The organism is Nocardia anaemiae NBRC 100462, assembly GCF_001612725.1.
Lineage (GTDB): Bacteria > Actinomycetota > Actinomycetes > Mycobacteriales > Mycobacteriaceae > Nocardia > Nocardia anaemiae.
In genome coordinates this window covers 39,804-62,149 of record NZ_BDAZ01000035.1, presented here as the reverse complement: position 1 = coordinate 62,149, position 22,346 = coordinate 39,804, and the positions used below count along the sequence as shown (strand labels likewise).

Genomic DNA, 22,346 nt, shown 5'->3' with positions numbered 1-22,346 from the left:
GTGTGGGTCGTTTCCGCAGCCACGCCGAGCGGGCGCTGTGGATGGTTGTCGCGGCGGTCGCTTATTTCGTGGCTGCCGAGGTCGGGTTGCGTTCGGCCCTGGTCGGCGATCAAATCACGCCGCTGTGGCCGCCGACCGGGGTCGCCCTCGCCTGTCTGTTCTTGTTCGGCCTGGGTATCTGGCCGGGTATCACGATTGGCGCCTTGGCGGTGAATGCCCTGATCGGGCCGACGCTTCCCGCGGTCCTCATGATCGCCCTCGGCAACACGGCCGCCCCGGTGGTCGCGTACCTGCTCCTCAAAAGGGTAGGGTTCCGCAGCGATTTCGACAGCATCCGCGATGTACTCGAACTCGTGTTCCTCGGTGCCCTCGCGGCCATGCTGATCAGCGCAACGCTCGGCACCGTGGCCCTGGTCGTGGCCGGTACGGTATCTGCTCACGGTTTCTGGGGCGCCTGGTCGGTCTGGTGGACCGGCGACGCGATGGGCGTGCTCCTGATCGCGCCGCTCATCCTCGTCGGCAAAGGTATTCGAATACCCAAGGCGCTGCGTCCACTACGAGTAATCGAGGCCGTGATGCTCGTGGCGGGCACCTTCGCTGTCGCGGTAACGGCCACCGCGGTTTCGGCGAACCTGCTCTTCCTGGTCTTCCCCTTCCTGATCTGGGCCGCGATGCGCTTCCACCTTTCCGGCGCCCTGCCCTGCGCCGTGATCGCCTCGACTGTCGCCATCGTCGCGGCGGCCCGCGACTTCCCGGCCTTCACCGGCCTCGACCTGACCACCAAGATGATCACCCTGCAGGCATTCAACGGCTCGGTCGCCCTAACCGCCCTGCTACACGCCACGATGACGGCCCAACGCGACCGCGCCCGTCAGGCCGTAGACGACACATGCAGCCAATTGGCCCAAATCGTCCTCACCATCAGCCAGGGCAGCCCTTTGGCGAGCGTCATCGACAGCACGCACCCCCGCCGACCCCAACCTCCCGATACCGCACCGACCTGATCCGACTCGCGCCGCAATTGCCCGCGGCGCGAGTCGGATCGAGGCCGGACTAACGCTCGAGCGCCCGGATGATGAGGTCGACGACCGCCTGCGGCTCGGATACCGAAACCGCATGCGACGCCGAGATTTCTACGGTGTCGGCCCCGGCGCGTTCGGCCATGAACCGCTGCGCCTCGATGGGAATGTTCTGATCGTCGGTGGTCAACAATGCGAATGTGGGCACCGACTTCCACGCGGCCGCGGTAGCAGTTTCCTGCAGGGCGGCAAGGGCCACCGGTCGTTGCGTGGCGGCCATCAGTTCCGCCGTTGCCGCAGAGACGTCGGCGGCGAACTGCCGGTGGAACTCATCCTGGCGGATGTAGAGCTCGGTGCCCTTGCTGCCATCGGGCAGCGGGTAGCTCGCGGGACGAGTGTTCGGTCCCAAGGTGGAGCCGGGGAGCTTGTCCGTCAGTTGTAGCGCGCTCTCGTTCTCGTCGGGAATGAACGCGGCAACGTAGACCAATGCGGTGACGTTGGCCTTCCCTTCGGCCGCCACGGTGATGACACTGCCACCGTAGGAGTGGCCGACGAGCACGCACGGGCCCTCGACGCTATCGACGACCGATGCGATGTAGGCCGCGTCACTGTCGAGGCCGCGCAGCGGATTTGCCGCGGCGATGACGGAATGTCCTTGTGCGCGTAGGCGTTCGATGACGCCGTTCCAACTGGAGGAATCGGCGAACGCGCCGTGGACAAGCACGATGGTTGGAGCGGTCATGGATTTCTCCTGATCTGTTCGTGGATGCGGTGTGATTACACGGTGTGCAGGGCGGCCTTCAGCGTTGCAATCGCCTGTGCGACAGCGGCTTTGGCGGCATGCGTATCGTGCATCGCGTTCACCATGACGAAGTCGTGGATGATCCCCCCGTAGCGCACCTGCGTCACCGGCACGCCCGCGGCACGCAGCTTGCCGGCGAAGGCCTCGCCCTCATCGCGCAGCACATCCGCCTCGGCGGTAATGACCAGCGCGGGCGGCAGCCCGCTCAACTGCTCGGTGCCGGCCCGCAGCGGCGACACCGTGATCTGCGCCCGGTCTTCGGCGCTGGTGGTGTACTGATCCCAGAACCATTGCATCCCTTCGCGAGTCAGGAAGTAGCCCTCGGCGAACTGCTGGTACGAACTGGTGTCGAAGTTGGCGTCGGTCACCGGATAGAACAGCACCTGCTGCGCGAACGAGAGGTCGCCGCGCTCCTTCGCCATGAGCGTCAGCGCGATGGCCATATTGCCGCCGACCGAATCACCCGCGACCGCGATCCGGGACGCGTCCAGACCATGCTCGGCGCCGTCGGTCGTGACCCACTGGGCGACCCGGTAGGACTGCTCGTTGGCCACCGGGTACCGCACCTCCGGCGACCGGTCGTATTCCGGGAAGACAACGGCCGCGTGCACCCCGACGGCGAGATCGCGCACGAGCCGGTCGTGGGTGTGCGCATCGCCGAAAACCCACCCAGCGCCATGGGTGTAGACGATCACGGGCAGCACCTCGGTGACTCCCTGCGGCTTGACGATGCGCGCCCGCACCGAGCCGGTCGGACCGCCCTCGACGGTGACCCACTCCTCATCGATCTCGGGCTTGAAAATCGGCGAATCCTGCACCGAATCCACCGCCTTACGCCCCTCCTCCGGGGCGAGTTGGTAGAGGAACGGCGGCTGCGACGTCGCGTCGACGAACTCCTGCGCCGCCTGCTCGAGCGAGATACCCAACGGATTACCTGACATGGTCGTGCCTTTCTCTCGGGTTGTGGATCAGGACAATTCGGCGATCGCGTCGGTGATGACGGACGCGACCCGGTCCGGATGGGTCTGCATCACCAGGTGCGGTGCGTCGAGCTCGATGACCGCCCGCAGCCCGGCCCTTCGATAGCCGTAACGCTCGACGTCCGGATTGATGGTGCGGTCGGCGCTGGACACGATTCCCCAGGCGGGCTTGGTCTTCCAGGCTGCGGCTGTGGCGGGCTCACCGAACGCGGTTGCCGATAGCGGCCGCTGCGACACGGCGAGCACCCGTGCCGTCGCAGTATCGATCCCGGCCGCGAAAATTGCTGGGAACGCGTCGATTTCGACGGAGACATCGGTTCCGGTCGTTTCGCCGTCGACCGGGTACGAGGTGTACACGAGATGTGCCGCGAGCTCGGAATCCGGGAACCGGCCCTGCAGTTGGCCGAGGCTCTCGCCCTCCTCAAGCGCGTACCCGGAGACATAGACGAGACCGACGACATTCTCGGCAGCGCCCGCCACGGTGATGACCGCGCCGCCGTAGGAATGCCCGGCCAGCAGCACCGGGCCATCGATCTGTTCGACGACCGACCGGATGTATGCGGCATCGCCGGACAGGCTGCGGTTGAACACCGGCGGCGCCACGACCCGGTGGCCTTGTTCGAGCAGACGCTGGGTGACCGGTGACCAACTCGACGCATCGGCGAAGGCGCCGTGTACGAGTACAACGGTCGGGGTTGACGCGGGGGACATCGCGGTCCTTTCTCGATATGGGCGCTGTGCCCAGAGCAGTTTCCGCTGCCTCCTCTCGCCTGCGCCCCCCTTCACCGGCCGCAAATGCCCCCGATCAGGACACGGCGGCCGCGAACTCGGTGCCTATGGTCGATCCGGTCGTCCGGAACCGCTGCTGATATTTGCGCGGCGAAATGCCGAGCCGCGCCACGAACGCCCGCCGCAATGCCTCGCTGCTGCCGTATCCGGCGCTCATCGCCGCCTCGGTCACGCTGTGTCCAGCGTGCAACATATCCCGGGCCACTCCGAACCGAATGAACGCGACATATTCCGCGGGCGAGCGTTCGAGCTCCGTGCGGAACAGTCGGGTCAGGTGCCGGACGCTGACGCGCGCGTGCTCGGCGAGGCTCTGCACGGTATGTGGATACGCGGGGTCCGCGCAGATCAGATCCACGACCCCGCGCAGCAGCGGACTGCGTGGCGCGGGCCCGCTCAGTGATGCCGAGAACTGCGACTGTCCACCGGCACGCTGCATGTACACCACCAGCGACTGTGCCACCCGTCGGGCCGCATCGGCACCATGATCCTCCTCGACCAGCGCCAGCGCGAGATCCATACCCGCCGCCACACCGGCCGAACTGTAGAGGTTGCCGTCGCGGACGAAAATCGCATCCGGTTCCACCAGTACCGACGGAAACCGGCGCGCCAGGTCGGCGGTGAACTTCCAATGTGTCGTCGCCCGCCTGCCGTCGAGCAGTCCGAGCTGGGCCAGCAGGAACGCGCCGCTGCAGATCGACGCGATCCGCCGGGTATGCCAGGACAGCTGCCGCGCCGCCGCCAATACCTCGGGCGTCGCGAACTTTTCCACGGGCAACTCGCTGCCCGGTATCACGACCGTATCGAAGCGACCCGCGTCGGCCGCCGCGCAGCTCACCTGCGTGCGCGCGCCGATCGAGGTGTGCACGTCCCTGCCGTCGGCTGAAACCAACACCACCTCATAACCGGCTACCGACTGGTTCGCCTCGACGAATACCTCTGCGGGACCGACGAAATCGAGCATCTTGACGCCGTCGAAGACCAGCACACCGACCCGCCTGCGGGCCGTACCACCGAAGCTTGGGGACATGTCAACCAGTATTATGGAGGCACGCCTCCAGAACAAGTGAGGTGCTCGACATCACGACCCGGTTGGTACGGTGAGCGCATGGGACGGCCACGACAGTTCGATGAATCGAACTTGCTCGACGCCGCCACGGAGCTGTTCTGGTCGAACGGATTCGACGAAACGTCGGTGGAAGATGTATCTCGCGCGACCGGCGTCGGGAACGGCAGCATCTACGCCGCTTACGGCAATAAACGCGGCCTGTTCCTCGCCGCTTTCGAGCGCTACTGCGAGCGCCGGGCTCGTTTCGTCCGCGAGGTCATCACATCCGCCTCCGGTTCACCGCGCGCCGCCGTCCGTGCCCTGTTCCAAGCGGTTATCGACGACTGTGCCGCCCACCCGGACCGCCGCGGCTGCCTCATGATCAACAGCATCGCCCAACTCGGCACCCGCATCCCCGAGGTCGCCACCATCGGAGCCCGCACAACTGCCGCGATGGAGGACGGCGTATCCGATCGTCTGCGAACCGCCCGCCCTGAAATCGATCCCGCCACCCTCTCGGCCCTCAGCGCCCACATCATCGTCATCTCCCAGGGCCTGATCCAACTGAGCCGCTTGGGAATCCCCGCCGCCCGCCTCCAAGAAATCGCCGAGGTATCAAGCGCCGCCCTACCATCCCCTTGGATCGACCACTTGGTCCGTTGACATCGGTCATGGGTTCGCGGAGCCGCCGGTGTCGTCATCGGTCATGCGCCGTTCGACGGCGCGAGATCGGAGCCGGTCTTCGATGGGGCCGTCGCCACCTCCAGATCGCCTACCGTTTATCCGGCTACGCGCGGGGCAACCGGGAGACAACACGTCGTCTACCTCGGAGGGCTCGCCATGGTCGATTTATCTGCCGCAGTCGTGCGAAGCGCGTTCGCAGCCGGAGCCAGGCTCCGGCATGCGCGGGTCCTCCATCCCGACGGACTGAACCTGTCGGGCAGGCTGCACGCCGAATACGAGTTCGAGAACCTGTTCGGCAGCGGTGAACGGGCCGTCATCGCTCGGATGTCGAAGGGTACCGGGCTGCCGGGGGCCGTGCCGGATGTACTCGGGTTCGCCTTTCGTGTCCTGGATCGCGACGACAAGCCTTGGGACTTCGCCCTTGCGACCACCGGTCGCAGCACGGTCGGTCGGTTCGTGATCACCGTCGCTACTGGTTGGGCCCGCGCCAGGTACGGCGGCCTGGTGCCGTACCGTTTCGGTAAATCGACGCCTACCTGGGTATTCGCCGAACCCGATGCGGCACAACCGAACTCCGCATCCATCGAAGCGCTGGAAGAATACCTCGGCGAGCACGAGGTGCATTTCGATCTGGTCGGCAGCCCAATCGGCGGCCCGACCAGCAAACTCGCCGAGATCAACCTGCGCCTGGCCGAGGGCGAGCACCGGACCGACTACTTCGATCCGATGATCAATCATCCGGCCGAGGTCGAAATGGTCCCGAAAGTGATCCGACAACTGCGCGAGGTCGCATACGCGGGTAGCCGCCAAGGGCGTGGCGAGGCACCGTGACCCGCGCCTCCAGCTTCGGCACGAGGGGGTTGGGCAAAACAGATCAGGCCCGGTAGGAACCGGGCCTGATCTGGTAAACGGTGGTGCGCGATACTGGGATTGAACCAGTGACCTCTTCCGTGTCAGGGAAGCGCTCTCCCGCTGAGCTAATCGCGCGAGGTGGAGACGGGAATCGAACCCGTGTGCACGGCTTTGCAGGCCGTTGCCTCACCACTCGGCCACTCCACCGTGCGAAGGGGGAAGGCTTCAACTATTGCCTGGCCCTACTCCTCGAGCGGATGACGGGATTCGAACCCGCGACCCTCACCTTGGCAAGGTGATGCGCTACCAGCTGCGCTACATCCGCATTTGCATCTCTGGGGGCTTGCGGCCCTCCGTGGTGCGAGACAGAACATTAGCCGACGTTCGGCGCAACCTACAAATCCGCTGGTAGAACGGCCTGAAGTTGAATTACATGGGTGTTGTTCATGCGGTGCGATCCGGCCCGTCGCGGGACAGTGATGCCCGGATCGGCCGACCCCACGGCAACCCCGGTCGCAAGGGGTCGGCGGCCGATCGCCCATGTAAGGGTGGCGATTTGGTGGCACGCCGGTAGTGCGTGCTAAGGTTCCATCTCGTTCGAACGGCTGCTCCGCCGCCGCTCGAACGTCGAGTTCGGTCCCATAGCTCAGTGGGAGAGCGTCCGCCTCACACGCGGAAGGTCGCTGGTTCGAAACCAGCTGGGACCACCCATTGGAACACAGGGTCGGTGCACCACGAGTGCCCGGCCCTTTCCTGTCGGCGCAGTGTCCAGCGCAAATCCGAATCGGGCCCCCTCCTCTGTCGTACTGTGACTTAGGTCACATTTCGATAGCAGTTGACCACATCTGCACCATAAACCTTTCCATGCGCTTTGCTAAGTCTTTACTATTGCGGCTGACCTTCGCGCTATGGGGTCACTGCTCCACGAAGTTGCTCCATGCGGAGCACATGCAGCACCAAGCGTTCTCCAGAAAGCTTCGCCCGCCGCTCGCTTTCGATGCCAGTACATGTTCGACCGATGAACCGATCGGCTGCACGCCGGTTCGGCGAAGGAGAATAATGTCCACCGACACCGATCCCGCACCACGGACGTTGCCGCTTCGCGCAAGTCTTCCAGTGAGTCTCGCCGCCGTCGGCCGCCATGACCTACCCGCCTCGGTCGTGGTTTTCCTTGTCGCACTACCACTTTCACTCGGCATAGCGGTCGCCTCCGGCGCGCCGGTCGCCGCGGGCCTCATCGCCGCCGTCGTCGGCGGGGTCGTCGCCGGGCTACTAGGTGGCTCAGCCGTCCAGGTCAGCGGGCCGACGGCGAGCCTTACCGTCGTCGTTGCCGAGAGCGTGCACCAATTCGGCTGGGCCGCTACCTGTTTCATCACCATCGGCGCGGGCCTACTGCAGATCCTGTTCGGGCTCAGTGGCGTTGCGCGCGGCGCGCTCGCCATCGCGCCGGTGGTGGTCCATGCGATGCTCGCCGGTATCGGCGTCATCATCGCGCTGCAGCAGGTCCATATTCTGCTCGGCGGCAACTCGTTGAGTTCGTCGTTCGCCAGCCTCACCCAGCTGCCGCATCAGTTGATGTCGGTGCATCGCGGCGATCTGTTCGTCGGACTGGTGGTGATCGTCATCCTGATCGGCTGGAAGTCCCTCCCGCGCACGATCCGCGTGGTGCCAGGACCACTCGTTGCCGTAGTGGTCGCCACGATCCTGTCGCTGGTACTGCCGACCCATGCCGAACGGGTCGTGCTGAACGGGTCGCTGCTCGATTCCATCGGATTGCCCGCGATCCCGTCCGGCAGCTGGTTCGCCGTCGCGACGGCCATGGTGACGGTCGCGCTGATCGCCAGCGTGGAGAGCCTGCTCTCGGCGGTCGCGGTGGACAAGTCGCGGCCCGGCCATCGAACCAATTTCGATCGCGAACTGATCGGGCAGGGCTCGGCGAATGTGGTGTCGGGTCTGCTCGGTGGGCTGCCGATCGCGGCGGTGATCGTTCGCAGCATGACCAATGCCCATGCCGGTGCGCGGACCAGGGCCGCGACGGTACTGCACGGCGTGTGGATCCTGCTGTTCGCGGTCGCGCTGGCCGGGCTGGTGCAGCAGATTCCCAAGGCGGCGCTCGCGGGGCTGCTCATCCTGATCGGCGTGCAACTGGTGAAGCTGGCCCATATCCGGTTGGCCCGGCGCACCGGCGACCTGTTCGTCTACGTCGTCACAGTGCTTGGTGTGGTGTTCCTGAATCTGTTGCAGGGCATGGTAATCGGGCTCGTGCTCGCCTTCGGTCTGCTGCTGTGGCGGGTGGTGCGGGTGACCATCCACGCCGAACCGGTGGCCGACGCCCGGCGCTGGCTGGTCACTATCGATGGCACCTGCACCTTCCTCGCGCTGCCGAAGCTGACCGCGGAACTGGCGAAGGTCCCCGCCGACGTCGACGTGACCATCGAGATGACGGTCGACTTCCTTGACCACGCCTCCTGTGAGCTGATCACCGACTGGGCCGGTCTGCGTGAGGCCGCCGGTGGCACAGTCGATTTCGTCGAAATCGGCAGCGCGCGAATGGCGACCGCGGCGGCGGGCCCGCCCGAACGTGGGCGCTCGCGCCAGGTCATCGATGAGGTCATCGGTCCGTGGCGGCGGACGGGTAATCGGACGGATCCGATTGCGGCTGGTATCGCCGCCTATCACCGCGGCCACGCCCATCTGATGCGCCCGCATCTGCACGGATTGCGCAACCGGCCGGATGCCGACACGTTCTTCCTGACCTGCGCCGATGCCCGCATCGTGCCGAATGTCATCACCAACAGCGGGCCGGGGGACTTGTTCACCGTCCGCAACGTGGGCAATCTGGTCCCGGCCGGTGGCAGTGACGTCTCGGTGGAGGCCGCGCTGATCTACGCGCTGGAGAAGCTGGACGTGCGGGCCGTGGTGGTCTGCGGGCACTCCGGTTGCGGGGCAATGGAAGCACTGCATCGGGAAGTTCGCACCGGATCGGGACTCGGCGACTGGCTCGCCTACGCGCGGCCCAGCCTGGACCGATTCCGGCTCGGACATCCGGTCGCCGATGCCGCGGCCTTCGCCGGATTCGGCCCGGTCGACCAGCTCGGCATGGTGAATGTGGCACTGCAACTCGAGCGGCTGCATGCCCACCCCGTGGTCCGGCGCGGGATGGAGGAGCGGGGAGTTGCGGTGTCCGGTCTGTTCTTCGACCTCGCGACCGCGCGGGTCATCGAGGTGACCATGGACGGTATCGCCGAGTTCGACGACGAGTTGACGGTCGAGGCGATCGATGAGTTGGGCGATGTGCGGGGCGTGGCCGCCGAGCCTGTCTGAGCGCGGCCGTCGGGCCGAATGATGCGGCCCGACAGTCGAACTCGACCCGGATGTGGCGCGTTTCACACTGATTCGGAGGTATGGATTCGAGCACTTTTCGGCAACTTCTCAGGCTTTGCTAAGTCTTTACCAATAGCCTTGATGCGATTTACATCTCGACCCATCGCCGTGTCGGGAACTGCTTCACCGCGAGATGCCGGTTCGCGGTCTGTGCCCTGCTGGACATTTTGATCGTCAACCGACCTCGGCGTTCGCGCCGAGTCGGCGAAGGAGAAGTCAATGGCTATTGATAGCGCTGTAGCCGCACCCCCGTTACCGCCCACTGAACAGGGCAAGGGCCATCGCAGTTCCGAACCCCTGTCCGATCGTCTGACGTCGATCTTGCGCCACGATCTACCGTCCTCCATCGTGGTCTTCCTGGTAGCGCTGCCGCTGTCCCTCGGCATCGCCGTCGCCTCCGGCGCGCCCGTCGCCGCCGGACTCATCGCCGCCGTCATCGGTGGCATCGTCGCGGGCACACTCGGCGGTTCGATACTGCAGGTCAGCGGACCCGCCGCGGGTCTGACCGTGGTCGTCGCCGAATCCATCAACCAATTCGGCTGGCGGACAACCACCTTCATCGTCGTCGTCGCCGGTGTACTACAAATCCTATTCGGGCTCAGTCGGATTGCGCGGGCCGCTTTGGCCGTCGCGCCAGTGGTGGTGCATGCGATGCTCGCCGGCATCGGCATAACCATTGCGCTGCAACAGGTTCACGTGCTGCTCGGCGGGTCCTCGCGCAGTTCCGCCTGGAACAACATCGTCCAGTTGCCATCACAGCTGTTGTCGCTGCACGGCGATGACGCCATCATCGGCGCGGTGGTCATCGCGATCATGCTCGGCTGGCGCCGGGTGCCCGCCAAGGTGCGGGTGGTGCCTGGACCGCTGGTCGCGGTCGTGGTCGGCACGGTGTTGTCGCTGGTGCTGCCGTTCGAGGCCGAGCGAATCGTGTTGAACGGCTCGCTGTTCGACGCCATCGGCCTGCCGGAGATACCCAGTGGTGACTGGTCCGCGGTGGCACTGATGATTCTGACCATCGCCCTGATCGCCAGCGTCGAGAGCCTGCTATCGGCGGTGGCCGTGGACAAGATGCACACCGGTAAACGCACCAATTTCGACCGCGAACTGATCGGTCAGGGTTCGGCCAATGTGCTCTCGGGTCTACTGGGTGGTCTGCCGGTCACCGGCGTGATCGTACGCAGTGCCACCAATGTGCAGGCGGGTGCGCGCAGCCGCGCATCGGCCGTGCTGCACGGCTTCTGGATTCTGCTGTTCTCGGTGGTCCTCGCCGGGGTGGTGCAGCAGATTCCGAAATCCGCGCTCGCTGGTCTGCTGATCGTCATCGGTATCCAACTGGTCAAGCTGGCCCACATCAAGATGGCCAGGCGCACCGGAGATCTGCTCATCTACGCCGTCACCATCGTCAGCGTGGTCTTCCTGAATCTGCTGGAAGGCGTAATCATCGGTCTGGCATTGGCTTTCGGGCTGCTGCTGTGGCGCGTGGTTCGAGTCGCCGTGGCGGCCAAGCAGATTCCCGGTTCGCAGCGCTGGCTGCTCAGCATCGACGGTTCCTGCACGTTCCTCGCGCTGCCGAAGCTGTCCGTGGAATTCGCGAAAGTGCCCGCAGGCGTGGACGTTACCGTCGAGATGACGGTCGACTTCCTCGACCATGCCGCGTTCGAGGCCATCGAGGACTGGGTGCGTCAGCAGGAAAGCAGCGGCGGCACAGTCGATTTCGTGGAAATCGGCAGTGCGCGAATGGCGCACGCGACCGCCGGTCCGCCCGCCCGCGGGTTCGGACGCGCGGTGATCGACGAAATCCTCGGCCCGTGGCGCGGCGATGACAAGAACGCCGACCGGATCACCTCGGGTGTCGCCGCCTACCACCGCAGCCACGCCCATGTCGTGCGGCCGCATCTGGACGAACTGCGTGACCGTCAGGATCCCGATACCTTCTTTCTGACCTGCGCGGACTCCCGAGTGGTTCCGAACGTCATCACCAACAGCGGTCCCGGCGACATGTTCACCGTGCGCAATGTGGGCAATCTGGTGCCGGACAGCGGTGACGCCTCGGTGGAGGCCGCGCTGGTCTTCGCGCTCAACGAGTTGAATGTGCGGTCCATCGTGGTGTGCGGGCATTCGTCCTGCGGTGCGATGAATGCACTGCACTCCGGCACCGACGATGGACCGGGGATCGGGCCGTGGCTCGCGCATGCCCATCCGAGCCTGCAGCGGTTCCAGCTCGGGCATCCGGTGGCCCAGGCGGCCGCGGCTGCCGGATTCGGTGAGGTCGACCAGCTGAGCATGGTCAATGTGGCCGTGCAGTTGGAGACCCTGCACCGGCATCCGGCGGTGCTCGCGGCGATGGCCGAGCGTGAAGTGACGGTATCGGGGCTGTTCTTCGATATCGCCAGCGCGCGCGTTATCGAGGTGACCGTCAACGGCCTCGCCCATATCGACGACAACGGCGTGCGGGACACGCTGGAACTCGTCTGAGTTGAAGACAGCTGGACCCGCCCGACGTCGCTCGGGCGGGTCCACGCATGTCGCTCGTAGGCTGGTGGAGATGAGTGTCGAGTTGGAATCCGAACCCATGCGCACCGGATGGCGCGCCTTCCGCGACCGGCTGGCTGCGCGGCCTACGCTGAACCTCGCCTACCGGATCGGGGTCGCGGTGGTCGGCATCGCGGTGCTGGTCGTCGGAATCCTGGCGATTCCCTATCCCGGACCCGGTTGGGCGATCGTCTTCGCCGGACTTGGCATACTCGCCACCGAATTCGCCTGGGCGCGCCGGGCGCTCGGCTGGCTGCGTGACAAGTATCGGCAGGGTATGGCGTGGTACTCCGCACGAGGTCCGGCCATGCGGGTGTTCGCGGCGGTGGTGACCTTCGCGCTGGTGCTCGCGACACTCTGGGTATTGGGAACATTCGGGTTGGTCGGCGGCTGGATCGGAGTCGAATGGCAGTGGTTGCGCAGTCCCCTGAAGTGGTGAACACGGTCCCCGGCCGCACCCTGACCGAACCGGACTGGCTGTCCGCGCGCATCGCGGAAATGGGCCGCTCCTGGGGCACCACCGAACCGCGTGTTTCCGGCACGCTGTGGTGGTGCATGGTCGCATCGGCACTGGTCGAACAGCTCGTCCGCGCCTATTCGAACGATAAACCCGCGCCGGAGCCGTGCTTGGACCGCCTCGACTGCGAGATCCGCCCGGACGGTGGCATAGAACGCGTCCACATCCACTCCGCCGCAGGCATAGGGCTCAGTGATGAACTACATGAGTCCGATGCCGCACTGGGTCATGCCTGCGCGAAGGCCTTGCGGGAGACCCTGGCTGCGGTGATCGGCCCGGTGGCGTCGGTCTCCGGTGCCGGAGTGCCGTCACTCTGGGCGATCGCCGCCGATGCCATCGGGAACCGGGCCCTCGATGCGGGCAATCCCGAAGCTGGGACCCGGCTCGCCAGCGAGGTCGGGGGGAAGTTGCCGGTTCCGCGGTTCGTGGACGTCGAGGGGCGGACCTTTGTCCGCCGGATCTCGTGCTGCCTGGTCTTCGAAGTGCCCGGCTGCGAAATGTGCACCAGCTGCCCGAAGCGGCCCGCCGCCGAACGCAAGACGCTCCTGGCTCGGCTCGCTGCCGAAAGCTGATCGCCCGCAAGGTCCGCATGGCCGAACCAGACCGCCCGATGTCACGTTCTGGTCTCGCGCAACTGCACCGGCCGATCCAGGACGCGGCGATCCGAGTCCATCGACGCGGGCCCGTCAGGGTGCCGATAGCATGGTCGCGCCGGAGCAAATTCGCCTCCGACGATGACCCGTGGGCAACCGCCCGCACCAGCGCGGGAACACGCCCGCTAGCGAACGCCAAGGAGTCTCTCGCCGTGACCACCTCAGCACCTATCAGCCCTGTCGCCCTCGTTCGGGTGCCGGGCGGGACGACGGCGGGTGCCGCGGTGCGTGAGGCGGGGCTGCCGACGAAGGGGCCGGACACCATCGTCGTCGTGCGCGATGCGGAGGGCCTCAAGGATCTGTCCTGGACTCCGGAAACCGATGTCGAGGTCGAGGCGGTCGCGGCCAACACCGAGGACGGCCGCAGTGTGATCCGGCATTCGGCCGCGCATGTGCTGGCCCAGGCCGTGCAGCAGGAGTTCCCGGAGGCCAAGCTCGGCATCGGCCCGCCCATCAAGGACGGCTTCTACTACGACTTCCAGGTGGACCGGCCGTTCACCCCCGAGGATCTGGCCAAACTGGAATCCCGGATGAAGAAGATCGTCAAAGGCGCGCAGCGGTTTTCGCGCCGAGTGGTCGAGGTCGATGACGCGCGCGTCGAACTGGCCAAGGAGCCGTTCAAACTCGAGCTGATCAGCGACAAGTCCGGTATCGACGATCCGGAGGTCATGGAGGTCGGCGGTAAAGAGCTGACCATCTACGACAACCTGGACCCGCGCACCGGCGAAAGGGTCTGGGGTGATCTGTGTCGCGGCCCGCACATCCCGACCACCAAATTCATCCCCGCCTTCAAACTGACCCGCAGCTCCGCCGCCTACTGGCGCGGCGACCAGAACCGCGAGGATCTGCAGCGCATCTACGGCACCGCCTGGGAATCGCAGGAGGCCCTCGACGAGCATCTGCACCTGCTCGAGGAGGCCGAGCGCCGCGACCACCGCAAACTCGGTTTGGAGCTGGACCTGTTCAGCTTCCCCGACGAACTCGGCTCGGGTCTGCCAGTGTTCCACCCCAAGGGCGGCATCATCCGCAAGGAGCTCGAGGAATACTCGCGCCGTCGCCATGTCGCCGCGGGCTATGAGTTCGTCAATACGCCGCACATCACCAAGGGGCATCTGTTCGAGGTCTCCGGTCACCTGGACTGGTACCGGGACGGCATGTTCCCGGCCATGCACCTGGACGCGGAGCTCAATGAGGACGGCACCGTCCGCAAGCCCGGCCAGGACTACTACGTCAAGCCGATGAACTGCCCGATGCACAATCTGATCTTCCGCTCGCGTGGTCGGTCCTATCGGGAACTGCCGCTGCGGATGTTCGAATTCGGCTCGGTCTATCGCTACGAGAAGTCCGGTGTCGTGCACGGCCTGACCCGGGTGCGCGGCATGACCCAGGACGATGCGCACATCTACTGCACCAAGGAGCAGATGCACGCCGAGCTGACCAGCACGCTGCAATTCGTGCTCGGTCTGCTCGCCGATTACGGCCTCGACGACTTCTACCTCGAGCTGTCCACCAAGGATCCGAAGAAGTTCGTCGGCTCCGAGGAGATGTGGGAGGAGGCCACCGAGACCCTGCGCAAGGTGGCCACCGACTCCGGACTCGAGCTGGTCCCGGATCCGGGCGGCGCCGCCTTCTACGGTCCGAAGATCTCCGTGCAGGCCAAGGATGCGCTCGGTCGCACCTGGCAGATGTCGACGATCCAGCTCGACTTCAACCTGCCCGAGCGTTTCGATCTGGAATACACCGCCTCCGATGGCAGCAAGCAGCGGCCGGTCATGATCCACCGCGCGCTGTTCGGTTCCATCGAACGCTTCTTCGGCGTGCTCACCGAGCATTACGCGGGCGCCTTCCCGGCTTGGCTCTCGCCGGTACAGGTGGTGGGCATCCCGGTCGCGGAAACCTTTGCGCCGCATCTGGATTCGGTGATCGAACAGCTGCAGGACGCGGGCATTCGCGCACAGGTCGATCGCAGCGACGACCGGATGCAGAAGAAGATCTTCAACAACACCGCGCAGAAGATCCCGTTCATGCTGCTCGCCGGTGAGCGCGATGTGAACGCGGGCGCGGTGAGCTTCCGCTTCCGTGACGGCACCCAGGTCAACGGCGTGCCGGTCGCCGCCGCGGTGGCCACGATCGTGGAATGGATCGCGAACCGGGTGAACGCCTCGCCGACCGCCGAGGGTTTTGTGGTGAAGGGCCCGGTATGAGCGGTCAGGGCCCGGAGGAGGCAGCGGGCGTAACCACGGAGGGCCCCCGCGCATACCAGATCGGACAGAGCATGACTGAGCGCACGGTGCCGGAGGGGCTCGCGGAATTGAACGCGGACTCGGACGAGCACGGGAGCATCGTGGATACCGGGGCGGGTGAGCCGGATCGGTTGCAGCGGCTGTGGACTCCGTACCGGATGTCCTATATCGCCGAGGCCGCCACCTCCAGTCCGAAAGACACCACGGGCCATCCGTTTACTGATATTCCGAAGATGTCGGATGAGGACGGTCTGGTCATCGCCCGTGGCGAGCACGTCTACGCGGTATTGAATCTGTACCCGTACAACCCGGGGCACATGATGGTGGTGCCCTACCGCAAGGTAGCCAACCTCGAGGATCTGACGCTCGACGAGAGCGCCGAACTGATGTCGTTCACCCAGCAGGCGATTCGGGTGATGAAGCGGGTCTCGCGGCCGCACGGTTTCAATGTCGGCCTGAATCTCGGTGGGGTGGCCGGTGGTTCACTCGCCGACCACCTGCATCAACACATCGTGCCGCGCTGGGGCGGGGACGCCAACTTCATCACCGTCGTCGGCGGTGTGAAGGTCATGCCGCAGCTGCTGCGGGAAACTCGGGCGCTGCTTTCGGCGGCGTGGAAGGAAGTCGAGTAGGGTGCTCAGCTTCTTCGGCCGCGAGACGTTCTCCAAAGCGACTGCGCCGCTGGGTAGAGCGCTTGTCAGTACCGGACTCACTCCCGACGTGATGACGGTGATCGGCACCGTCGCCTCGATCACGGCCGCGGTCACGTTGTTCCCCACCGGACATCTGTTCTGGGGGACCATGGTGATCTGGCTGTTCGTCATGTTCGACATGCTCGACGGCGCCATGGCGAGAGCACGCGGCGGCGGCACGAAATACGGTGCGGTACTCGATGCCACCTGCGACCGGGTTGCCGACGGCGCCATTTTCGCCGGGTTGGCCTGGTGGGCGGTGTATCACGAGAACAGTAAGCCGCTGTTCTTCGCGACGCTGGTGGTTCTGGTTACCTCCCAGGTGATTTCGTACGCGAAGGCGCGTGCCGAGGCCAGTGGCCTATCCGCGGACGGTGGACTCATCGAGCGGCCGGATCGGCTGATCATTGTGTTGGTCGGCGCCGGATTCACCGGTATCGGCGGGTATTGGGGGATCGAATGGCTGACCTGGGCCGTGCACGTGGCCATGTGGATTCTGGCGGTGTTGAGCATTATCACGGTGTTCCAGCGGATATTGGCGGTCCGGAATTCGCCGGGTGCACGGGACGTGATTCCGCCCGCGCCGCCGCAGAATCCAGCGGACGCGACGGAGTTGCCCTCGTGAGCGAAGGCGTCGGCTCGCGGATCAAGTCCGGACTGACGGATTGGGCCTATGCGGCGGGTTGGCGGGTTGTGCGCGCGCTGCCCGAATCGACGGCGCGGCGGGTGTTCGATTGGGGCGGCAATCGCCTCGCCGACAAGGCGAATCGTGCCTTCCGTGCCGGTGGCGAGCCGAATCAGTTGCGGCGCAATCTCTCTCGCGTGCTCGGTGTGAGTCCGGCCGAGGTACCCGACGAGCTGATCCGCGCGAGCATGCGGTCCTATGCCCGGTACTGGCGCGAAGCCTTCCGACTGCCGACGATGGATCACTCGGCACTGACCGGTTCGCTCGTGGAGGGCGTGGAGAATCTGGATGCCGCATTGGCGCGGGGGCGCGGTGTGGTGCTGGCGCTGCCGCACTCCGGGAACTGGGATGCGGCCGGGGTGTGGTTGGTCAATCACAGCGGCACCTTGGCGACCGTCGCGGAACGGCTGAAGCCGGAGTCGCTGTTCGAGCGGTTCGTCGCCTACCGGGAGAGCCTGGGTTTCGAGGTATTCCCGCTGACCGGAGGTGAGCAGCCGCCGTTCACCGCGCTGGCCGCTCGCCTGCGCGCGAACAATGTCGTCTGCCTGATGGGCGAACGGGACCTGACCGGTAAGGGTGTCCCGGTGACCATGTACGGCGAGCGCACCTGGCTGCCCGCCGGCGCGGCGAAGCTGGCCATCGAGACCGGTGCCGCGCTGATTCCGGTGCACGTCTGGTTCACCGTCGATGCCGATGGTCGCGAGGGTTGGGGGATGAAGACCGAAGCGCCGCTGGATGTTTCGGGCGGTGTCGCGGCGACCACCCAGGCACTGGCCGACCGTTTCGCGGCCAATATCGCCGAGCATCCCGCGGATTGGCACATGTTGCAGCCACAATGGGAACAGGACCTTTCGGTGCAGCGGCGAGCACGGATCGCCGCGGCGCAGGCCGGGATGGAAAGCGCCAAAGGGGAGAAGACACCATGAAAATCGGCATGGTCTGCCCCTATTCGTTCGATGTCCCCGGTGGGGTGCAGGCCCATGTCGTGGAATTGGCGCGGGTATTCATCGAACGCGGCCACAAGGTGAGCGTGCTCGCGCCCGCGTCCGAGGACACGCCGCTGCCGGAGTTCGTGGTGTCGGCCGGTCGCGCGGTGGCGATTCCGTACAACGGTTCGGTAGCCCGGTTGTCCTTCGGTCCGATGGCCTACACCAGGATTCGGCGCTGGATCGATGGCAATGACTTCGATGTGCTGCACATCCATGAACCGAACGCGCCGAGTCTGTCCATGCTCGCGCTGAAGATCGCCGAGGGGCCGATCGTGGCCACCTTCCACACTTCGACCACGAAATCGTTGGTGTTGAGCACCTTTCAAGGAGTGCTGCGGCCGTATCACGAGAAGATCAGCGGCCGGATCGCGGTCTCGGAGCTGGCGCGGCGCTGGCAGGTGGAGGCGCTCGGTTCGGATGCGGTGGAGATCCCCAACGGTGTCGACGTGCCCGCCTTCGCACGGGCGCCGATGCTGCCGGGATATCCGCGCGCGGGCGGGACGGTGCTGTTCCTCGGTCGCTATGACGAACCGCGCAAGGGGATGGAAGTCCTGCTCGGCGCGCTACCCGAATTGGTGCGCAGACATCGGGATGTCGAGATCCTGATTGTCGGGCGCGGCGACGAGGATCGACTGCGCCGCGAGGCCGGGCCGCTCGCGCGGCATCTGCGCTTCCTCGGTCAGGTTTCGGACGAGGAGAAGGCTTCGGCGATGCGCAGCGCGGATGTGTATGTCGCGCCGAATCTCGGTGGCGAGAGCTTCGGCATCATCCTGATCGAGGCGATGGCGGCCGGAACCGCCGTGGTGGCGAGCGAATTGGATGCCTTCCGTCGGGTATTGCGCGACGGCACAGCGGGAATGCTCGTCCCGGTCGGGGATTCGGCTCGACTCGCCGCGGCGCTGGATGCCCTACTCACCGATGATGTTCGCCGCGAATCCCTGATCCACACCGCCAACCAGGTCGTCGGCGAATACGACTGGCCGGTGGTCGCCGAACAGATCCTGCGGGTGTACGAGACCGTCACCGTGGGCGATACGCGTGTGCGAGCTGCCGGATGATCGTCTCGTGACCGCGTCGTTCGCGACCATGGATGAGGTTCGGGCGGGTGCGCCGGTGGTTGTCGGCGCTGGCAAGGTGAGGGTTGTTCGATGATTACCTTTTCCGCGACAACGGTTCTCGTACTCGCGCTCATCGCGGCTGTGGTCGTGGCAGTCGGTCTGTGGGCGGCCTCGACGGCGAACCGCCTCGACCGGCTGCACGTGCGGTCGGACCAGTCCTGGCAGGCCCTCGACGGTGCGCTGGCGCGGCGGGCGGTGGTGGCCAGGTCGGTCGCCGTGGCCATCGCGGGCCCGAATGCCGATTCCGCGCTGGTCGAGCAGGCCAAGCGACTGACCACACTCGCCGATCGGGCCGAGCGCGCGGGTCGCGCCGATCGTGAAACCATCGAAAATCAGCTTTCCGCAGCACTTTCCACGATCGATATCGGCCGATTGCGCCCACAGCAGGTCGCCGAACTCGCCGATGCCGAGGCCCGGGTGCTGATCGCGCGCCGCTTCCACAACGACGCGGTGCGCGACACCCTCGCCCTGCGCACCCGCCGTCCCGTCCGCATCCTGCACCTGGGCGGTACCGCGCCGCTGCCGACATACTTCGAGATCAGCGAACGCGCCACCCCGGCCGCCACGACCGGCCTTGCCGTCGATACGGTCCGCACCTCGGCGCGCATCGTATTGCTCGACGAACAGGACCGCGTGCTGCTCATGCGCGGCAACGATCCGAAAACCCCCGATGTCTCCTTTTGGTTCACGATCGGCGGCGGCGTGGAACCGGGGGAGACCCTGCGCAGTGCCGCGGTGCGTGAATTGTGGGAGGAGACCGGTTACACCGCGGATCCGGCTGCCCTGCGCGGCCCGATTTGGCGACGGGTCGCGGTATTCCCGTTCGACGGTGAACTCATCCGCGCCGAGGAACTCTTCTTCGCCCTGCGCGTCCCGGCCTTCGACCCCAAGGCGGGCAATCTGACCGCGGTCGAGCGGCGCAGCATCACCGGCAATAAGTGGTGCACCGGGTCGGATATCGTGGCCCTGGACCACACCGGCGAAACCGTCTACCCGTATCACTTGGATCAGTTGCTGCCCGAAGCCGCGGCGGCCGCGTCGGGCGATTCCGATCCTGAGGTCCGCTCCATTCGTTGAGCGCCTGCGCGATGGGCATGGGGGCCTGGATCTTTCGGCTGTGATGTGTTTCACGATCGTGATAGCGTCGCGACTGGATTGCTGCCGCCTGGGTAGTGCTGGTGGAGGAGCGCTACCAGGAGTTCTGGTGGTACTTCCACTGCAGTGAGATGGTCCGTTGGCGTGTGGAAGGTAAGCAGTACATGTCCTACCTGTTGTTCGATTTCCTATTGCCGTTGTTGGGTCCGGGCGCTGCCGAGTACTGGGCGCAGCTCCTGGTGGTCGGCCCACTCTAGAACGAAACCCGGTATTCGCCGGGGCGGCGAGACAAGCGCCGTCCCGGCGGATCCATTTCCGCACAGGATTCCGCATTCGCGCCGCGGTCGTCGGCTCCCCAACACCTTCCGATAGGTCCAGTCGCCGCGCACGCCGCGCAGACGCGCTGGTCGGGGCAAGGCCAGTGCTGTCCAACTGGCTATCAAGTGGCCTGATCGGCCCGCCTAGAATCGGTGACGTTAGTTCCAAGCGACCCGATTGGCGCACATGACTCAGGAGTTTGCCGTGACCACGCCCGAGACCACCAACACCATCGGCACCGCCCGCGTGAAGCGCGGGATGGCCGAGATGCTCAAGGGCGGGGTGATCATGGATGTCGTCACCCCCGAGCAGGCCAAGATCGCCGAGGACGCGGGCGCGGTCGCGGTGATGGCCCTGGAGCGTGTTCCGGCCGATATCCGCGCACAGGGCGGCGTCTCCCGGATGAGCGATCCGGACATGATCGACGGCATCATCTCCGCCGTCTCCATTCCGGTCATGGCCAAGGCGCGCATCGGCCACTTCGTGGAGGCGCAGATTCTGCAGAGCCTCGGCGTCGACTACATCGACGAATCCGAGGTGCTGACCCCCGCCGATTACGCCAACCACATCGACAAGTGGAACTTCACCGTGCCGTTCGTGTGCGGCGCCACCAACCTGGGCGAGGCGCTGCGCCGGATCACCGAGGGCGCGGCCATGATTCGCTCCAAGGGTGAGGCGGGCACCGGCGACGTCTCCAATGCCACCACCCACATGCGCAAGATTCGCGCCGAGATCCGCAAGCTGTCCTCGCTGCCCGAGGACGAGCTGTTCGTCGCGGCCAAGGAACTGCAGGCGCCCTACGAGCTGGTGCGCGAGGTGGCCCAGTCCGGCAAGCTGCCGGTAGTGCTGTTCACCGCGGGCGGTATCGCCACCCCTGCCGACGCCGCGATGATGATGCAGCTCGGCGCCGAGGGCGTCTTCGTCGGCTCGGGCATCTTCAAGTCCGGCAACCCGGCCGAGCGTGCCGCCGCGATCGTCAAGGCGACCACCTTCTACGACGATCCGGATGTGCTGGCGAAGGTTTCGCGCGGTCTGGGCGAAGCCATGGTCGGCATCAATGTCGAGGAGCTGCCGGTCGATCACCGGCTCGCCGAGCGCGGTTGGTGAGCCCGCGCTATCGCTGAACCGAATCGACGCCCGCGGCAAAGGGTTCGACCCACTGCCGCGGGCGTCGCTCTTTTGGGCGATGGCGTCGGGGAGAAGCTGTCGCGGTCCTCACAGGTGTCTTATGCCCGCCACAGAGTTGGTGGCTAGCTTCGGAATTCGGTGCACGTCGGCGGCCGTGCGGGCAGTTCGCGCGGCACCGTCGGGGGCATGGACCTGTCCGAACGGCAAAGGGATAACCAGTTGAAGCTTCGTAAGACCGGACGTATCGCGATCGCGGGTCTGGCCGCCGTGGCCGCGCTCAGCCTGTCCGCGTGTGGCAGCGATGACTCGAAGACCGCGACCACACCGACCAAGACCTCGACCAGCGTCACGAAGTTGAATGCGAGCGTCCCGCCGACCCCGAGCGTCGCCGACCTCAACGCGCAGTTGCTCCGCGCGCTGGACCCGTCGGTGCCGAATTCGGAGAAGTTGGACCTGGTGCAGGGCGCGACCGCGGATCCGGAACTGCCGAACCGCTTGGCGCAGGCATACCAGCAGGCGGGCGCCAAGGCCGAGGTGACCGATGTGAGCGTCTTCGGCGACGCGCTCAATGCCAAGGCGAAGTTCACCATCAACGGCCAGGAGAACATCGTCGATGTGCCCTTTGTCGCCGAGGGCGGCAAGTGGAAGGTCGAAAAGAATTGGGCCTGCACCATGTTGACCAATCTCGGTCAGCAGTCGACGGCCTGCGGCTAACCCTTATCCCGACCGCAGTGGGTTCGGCCGGGGGAGTGGGTGATTCGAGGCGGCGAGCATTGCGCTCGCCGCCTCGTTGCGTCCGATATCGGTTTTCTTCCTGAGGA

At 65.8% G+C, this 22,346-nt stretch carries 20 protein-coding genes and 4 tRNA genes; 17 read left to right on the top strand and 7 right to left on the bottom strand.

The window, feature by feature from the left end; all coding sequences use genetic code 11:
• Positions 1 to 2 precede the first annotated feature (2 nt).
• Positions 3 to 1,004, top strand: a complete 1,002-nt coding sequence (locus NA5_RS21860) for an MASE1 domain-containing protein (protein ID WP_218020135.1) — start codon at positions 3 to 5, stop codon at positions 1,002 to 1,004.
• A gap of 49 nt (positions 1,005 to 1,053) precedes the next feature.
• Here the strand turns inward: NA5_RS21860 and NA5_RS21855 are convergent, their stop codons facing one another.
• The 4 genes from NA5_RS21855 to NA5_RS21840 all read right to left on the bottom strand — a co-directional run bounded on the left by NA5_RS21855 (position 1,054) and on the right by NA5_RS21840 (position 4,617).
• Complete coding sequence (locus NA5_RS21855; RefSeq protein WP_062988927.1) at positions 1,054 to 1,761, bottom strand: alpha/beta fold hydrolase; 708 nt, start codon at positions 1,759 to 1,761, stop codon at positions 1,054 to 1,056.
• Between the two features lie 35 nt (positions 1,762 to 1,796).
• On the bottom strand, positions 1,797 to 2,762 hold the full coding sequence (locus NA5_RS21850; RefSeq protein ID WP_062988925.1) for an alpha/beta hydrolase: 966 nt from the start codon (positions 2,760 to 2,762) through the stop codon (positions 1,797 to 1,799).
• A 27-nt stretch (positions 2,763 to 2,789) separates the two neighbouring features.
• Positions 2,790 to 3,512 (bottom strand): alpha/beta fold hydrolase, encoded by a 723-nt coding sequence (locus tag NA5_RS21845; RefSeq protein ID WP_062988923.1) that lies wholly within the window; start codon positions 3,510 to 3,512, stop codon positions 2,790 to 2,792.
• Positions 3,513 to 3,606: 94 nt separating this feature from the next.
• Complete coding sequence (locus NA5_RS21840) at positions 3,607 to 4,617, bottom strand: GlxA family transcriptional regulator (protein ID WP_062988921.1); 1,011 nt, start codon at positions 4,615 to 4,617, stop codon at positions 3,607 to 3,609.
• Between the two features lie 78 nt (positions 4,618 to 4,695).
• On the opposite strand from NA5_RS21840, the gene NA5_RS21835 reads away from it, so the two are divergent.
• Positions 4,696 to 5,298, top strand: a complete 603-nt coding sequence (locus tag NA5_RS21835) for a TetR/AcrR family transcriptional regulator (protein ID WP_062988919.1) — start codon at positions 4,696 to 4,698, stop codon at positions 5,296 to 5,298.
• 177 nt (positions 5,299 to 5,475) lie between these two features.
• The gene (locus tag NA5_RS21830) at positions 5,476 to 6,150 is read left to right on the top strand and encodes a hypothetical protein (RefSeq protein WP_062988917.1); all 675 of its coding nucleotides are present in this window, start codon (positions 5,476 to 5,478) and stop codon (positions 6,148 to 6,150) included.
• Between the two features lie 81 nt (positions 6,151 to 6,231).
• On the opposite strand, the gene NA5_RS21825 is transcribed toward NA5_RS21830, so the two are convergent.
• From NA5_RS21825 to NA5_RS21815, 3 genes are all read right to left on the bottom strand, one after another.
• A tRNA-Val gene (locus NA5_RS21825) sits at positions 6,232 to 6,306 on the bottom strand.
• A gap of 1 nt (position 6,307) precedes the next feature.
• Positions 6,308 to 6,378, bottom strand: a tRNA-Cys gene (locus NA5_RS21820).
• 45 nt (positions 6,379 to 6,423) lie between these two features.
• A tRNA-Gly gene (locus NA5_RS21815) sits at positions 6,424 to 6,496 on the bottom strand.
• Between the two features lie 310 nt (positions 6,497 to 6,806).
• Between NA5_RS21815 and NA5_RS21810 the strand changes: the two genes are divergently transcribed.
• From NA5_RS21810 to NA5_RS21745, 14 genes are all read left to right on the top strand, one after another.
• Positions 6,807 to 6,878: transfer RNA gene (locus tag NA5_RS21810), tRNA-Val, on the top strand.
• A gap of 352 nt (positions 6,879 to 7,230) precedes the next feature.
• Positions 7,231 to 9,495, top strand: coding sequence for a SulP family inorganic anion transporter (locus tag NA5_RS21805; protein WP_062988915.1), 2,265 nt, complete (start codon positions 7,231 to 7,233; stop codon positions 9,493 to 9,495).
• Between the two features lie 279 nt (positions 9,496 to 9,774).
• On the top strand, positions 9,775 to 12,030 hold the full coding sequence (locus NA5_RS21800; RefSeq protein ID WP_062988913.1) for a solute carrier family 23 protein: 2,256 nt from the start codon (positions 9,775 to 9,777) through the stop codon (positions 12,028 to 12,030).
• A gap of 70 nt (positions 12,031 to 12,100) precedes the next feature.
• The gene (locus NA5_RS21795) at positions 12,101 to 12,526 is read left to right on the top strand and encodes a TIGR02611 family protein (RefSeq protein WP_062988911.1); all 426 of its coding nucleotides are present in this window, start codon (positions 12,101 to 12,103) and stop codon (positions 12,524 to 12,526) included.
• The gene (locus tag NA5_RS21790) at positions 12,523 to 13,176 is read left to right on the top strand and encodes a (2Fe-2S)-binding protein (RefSeq protein ID WP_245672333.1); all 654 of its coding nucleotides are present in this window, start codon (positions 12,523 to 12,525) and stop codon (positions 13,174 to 13,176) included. Before NA5_RS21795 ends, NA5_RS21790 begins: the two co-directional genes overlap by 4 nt.
• A gap of 233 nt (positions 13,177 to 13,409) precedes the next feature.
• Positions 13,410 to 15,461 (top strand): threonine--tRNA ligase, encoded by a 2,052-nt coding sequence (thrS, locus tag NA5_RS21785; protein WP_062989103.1) that lies wholly within the window; start codon positions 13,410 to 13,412, stop codon positions 15,459 to 15,461.
• 71 nt (positions 15,462 to 15,532) lie between these two features.
• Positions 15,533 to 16,132 carry an ATP adenylyltransferase gene (locus NA5_RS21780; RefSeq protein ID WP_062988907.1) on the top strand — a complete coding sequence of 200 codons (600 nt, stop codon included), beginning with the start codon at positions 15,533 to 15,535 and terminating at the stop codon, positions 16,130 to 16,132.
• Position 16,133: 1 nt separating this feature from the next.
• Positions 16,134 to 16,817, top strand: coding sequence for a phosphatidylinositol phosphate synthase (pgsA, locus tag NA5_RS21775; RefSeq protein ID WP_062988906.1), 684 nt, complete (start codon positions 16,134 to 16,136; stop codon positions 16,815 to 16,817).
• Positions 16,814 to 17,803, top strand: coding sequence for a phosphatidylinositol mannoside acyltransferase (locus tag NA5_RS21770; RefSeq protein WP_245672332.1), 990 nt, complete (start codon positions 16,814 to 16,816; stop codon positions 17,801 to 17,803). The genes pgsA and NA5_RS21770 overlap by 4 nt, the downstream gene beginning before the upstream one ends.
• Positions 17,800 to 18,924, top strand: coding sequence for a glycosyltransferase family 4 protein (locus NA5_RS21765; protein WP_062988904.1), 1,125 nt, complete (start codon positions 17,800 to 17,802; stop codon positions 18,922 to 18,924). The genes NA5_RS21770 and NA5_RS21765 overlap by 4 nt, the downstream gene beginning before the upstream one ends.
• Positions 18,925 to 19,017: 93 nt before the next feature.
• Positions 19,018 to 20,061: an NUDIX hydrolase gene (locus NA5_RS21760; RefSeq protein WP_062989099.1), complete on the top strand. Its 1,044-nt coding sequence runs from the start codon at positions 19,018 to 19,020 to the stop codon at positions 20,059 to 20,061.
• A 101-nt stretch (positions 20,062 to 20,162) separates the two neighbouring features.
• Positions 20,163 to 20,336, top strand: coding sequence for a hypothetical protein (locus NA5_RS21755; protein WP_157110560.1), 174 nt, complete (start codon positions 20,163 to 20,165; stop codon positions 20,334 to 20,336).
• 265 nt (positions 20,337 to 20,601) lie between these two features.
• Complete coding sequence (gene pdxS / locus NA5_RS21750) at positions 20,602 to 21,504, top strand: pyridoxal 5'-phosphate synthase lyase subunit PdxS (RefSeq protein WP_062989097.1); 903 nt, start codon at positions 20,602 to 20,604, stop codon at positions 21,502 to 21,504.
• Positions 21,505 to 21,711: 207 nt separating this feature from the next.
• Complete coding sequence (locus tag NA5_RS21745) at positions 21,712 to 22,239, top strand: WKL family lipoprotein (protein ID WP_062989095.1); 528 nt, start codon at positions 21,712 to 21,714, stop codon at positions 22,237 to 22,239.
• Positions 22,240 to 22,346 lie beyond the last annotated feature (107 nt).

What these genes read in the sequence shown, in the direction of transcription:
- NA5_RS21855 (WP_062988927.1), bottom strand. Translation starts at nt 1,761, where the DNA reads ATGACCGCTCCAACCATCGTGCTTGTCCACGGCGCGTTCGCCGATTCC.
- NA5_RS21850 (WP_062988925.1), bottom strand. Translation starts at nt 2,762, where the DNA reads ATGTCAGGTAATCCGTTGGGTATCTCGCTCGAGCAGGCGGCGCAGGAG.
- NA5_RS21845 (WP_062988923.1), bottom strand. Translation starts at nt 3,512, where the DNA reads ATGTCCCCCGCGTCAACCCCGACCGTTGTACTCGTACACGGCGCCTTC.
- NA5_RS21840 (WP_062988921.1), bottom strand. Translation starts at nt 4,617, where the DNA reads ATGTCCCCAAGCTTCGGTGGTACGGCCCGCAGGCGGGTCGGTGTGCTG.
- NA5_RS21835 (WP_062988919.1), top strand. Translation starts at nt 4,696, where the DNA reads ATGGGACGGCCACGACAGTTCGATGAATCGAACTTGCTCGACGCCGCC.
- NA5_RS21830 (WP_062988917.1), top strand. Translation starts at nt 5,476, where the DNA reads ATGGTCGATTTATCTGCCGCAGTCGTGCGAAGCGCGTTCGCAGCCGGA.
- NA5_RS21805 (WP_062988915.1), top strand. Translation starts at nt 7,231, where the DNA reads ATGTCCACCGACACCGATCCCGCACCACGGACGTTGCCGCTTCGCGCA.
- NA5_RS21800 (WP_062988913.1), top strand. Translation starts at nt 9,775, where the DNA reads ATGGCTATTGATAGCGCTGTAGCCGCACCCCCGTTACCGCCCACTGAA.
- NA5_RS21795 (WP_062988911.1), top strand. Translation starts at nt 12,101, where the DNA reads ATGAGTGTCGAGTTGGAATCCGAACCCATGCGCACCGGATGGCGCGCC.
- NA5_RS21780 (WP_062988907.1), top strand. Translation starts at nt 15,533, where the DNA reads ATGACTGAGCGCACGGTGCCGGAGGGGCTCGCGGAATTGAACGCGGAC.
- NA5_RS21765 (WP_062988904.1), top strand. Translation starts at nt 17,800, where the DNA reads ATGAAAATCGGCATGGTCTGCCCCTATTCGTTCGATGTCCCCGGTGGG.
- NA5_RS21745 (WP_062989095.1), top strand. Translation starts at nt 21,712, where the DNA reads ATGGACCTGTCCGAACGGCAAAGGGATAACCAGTTGAAGCTTCGTAAG.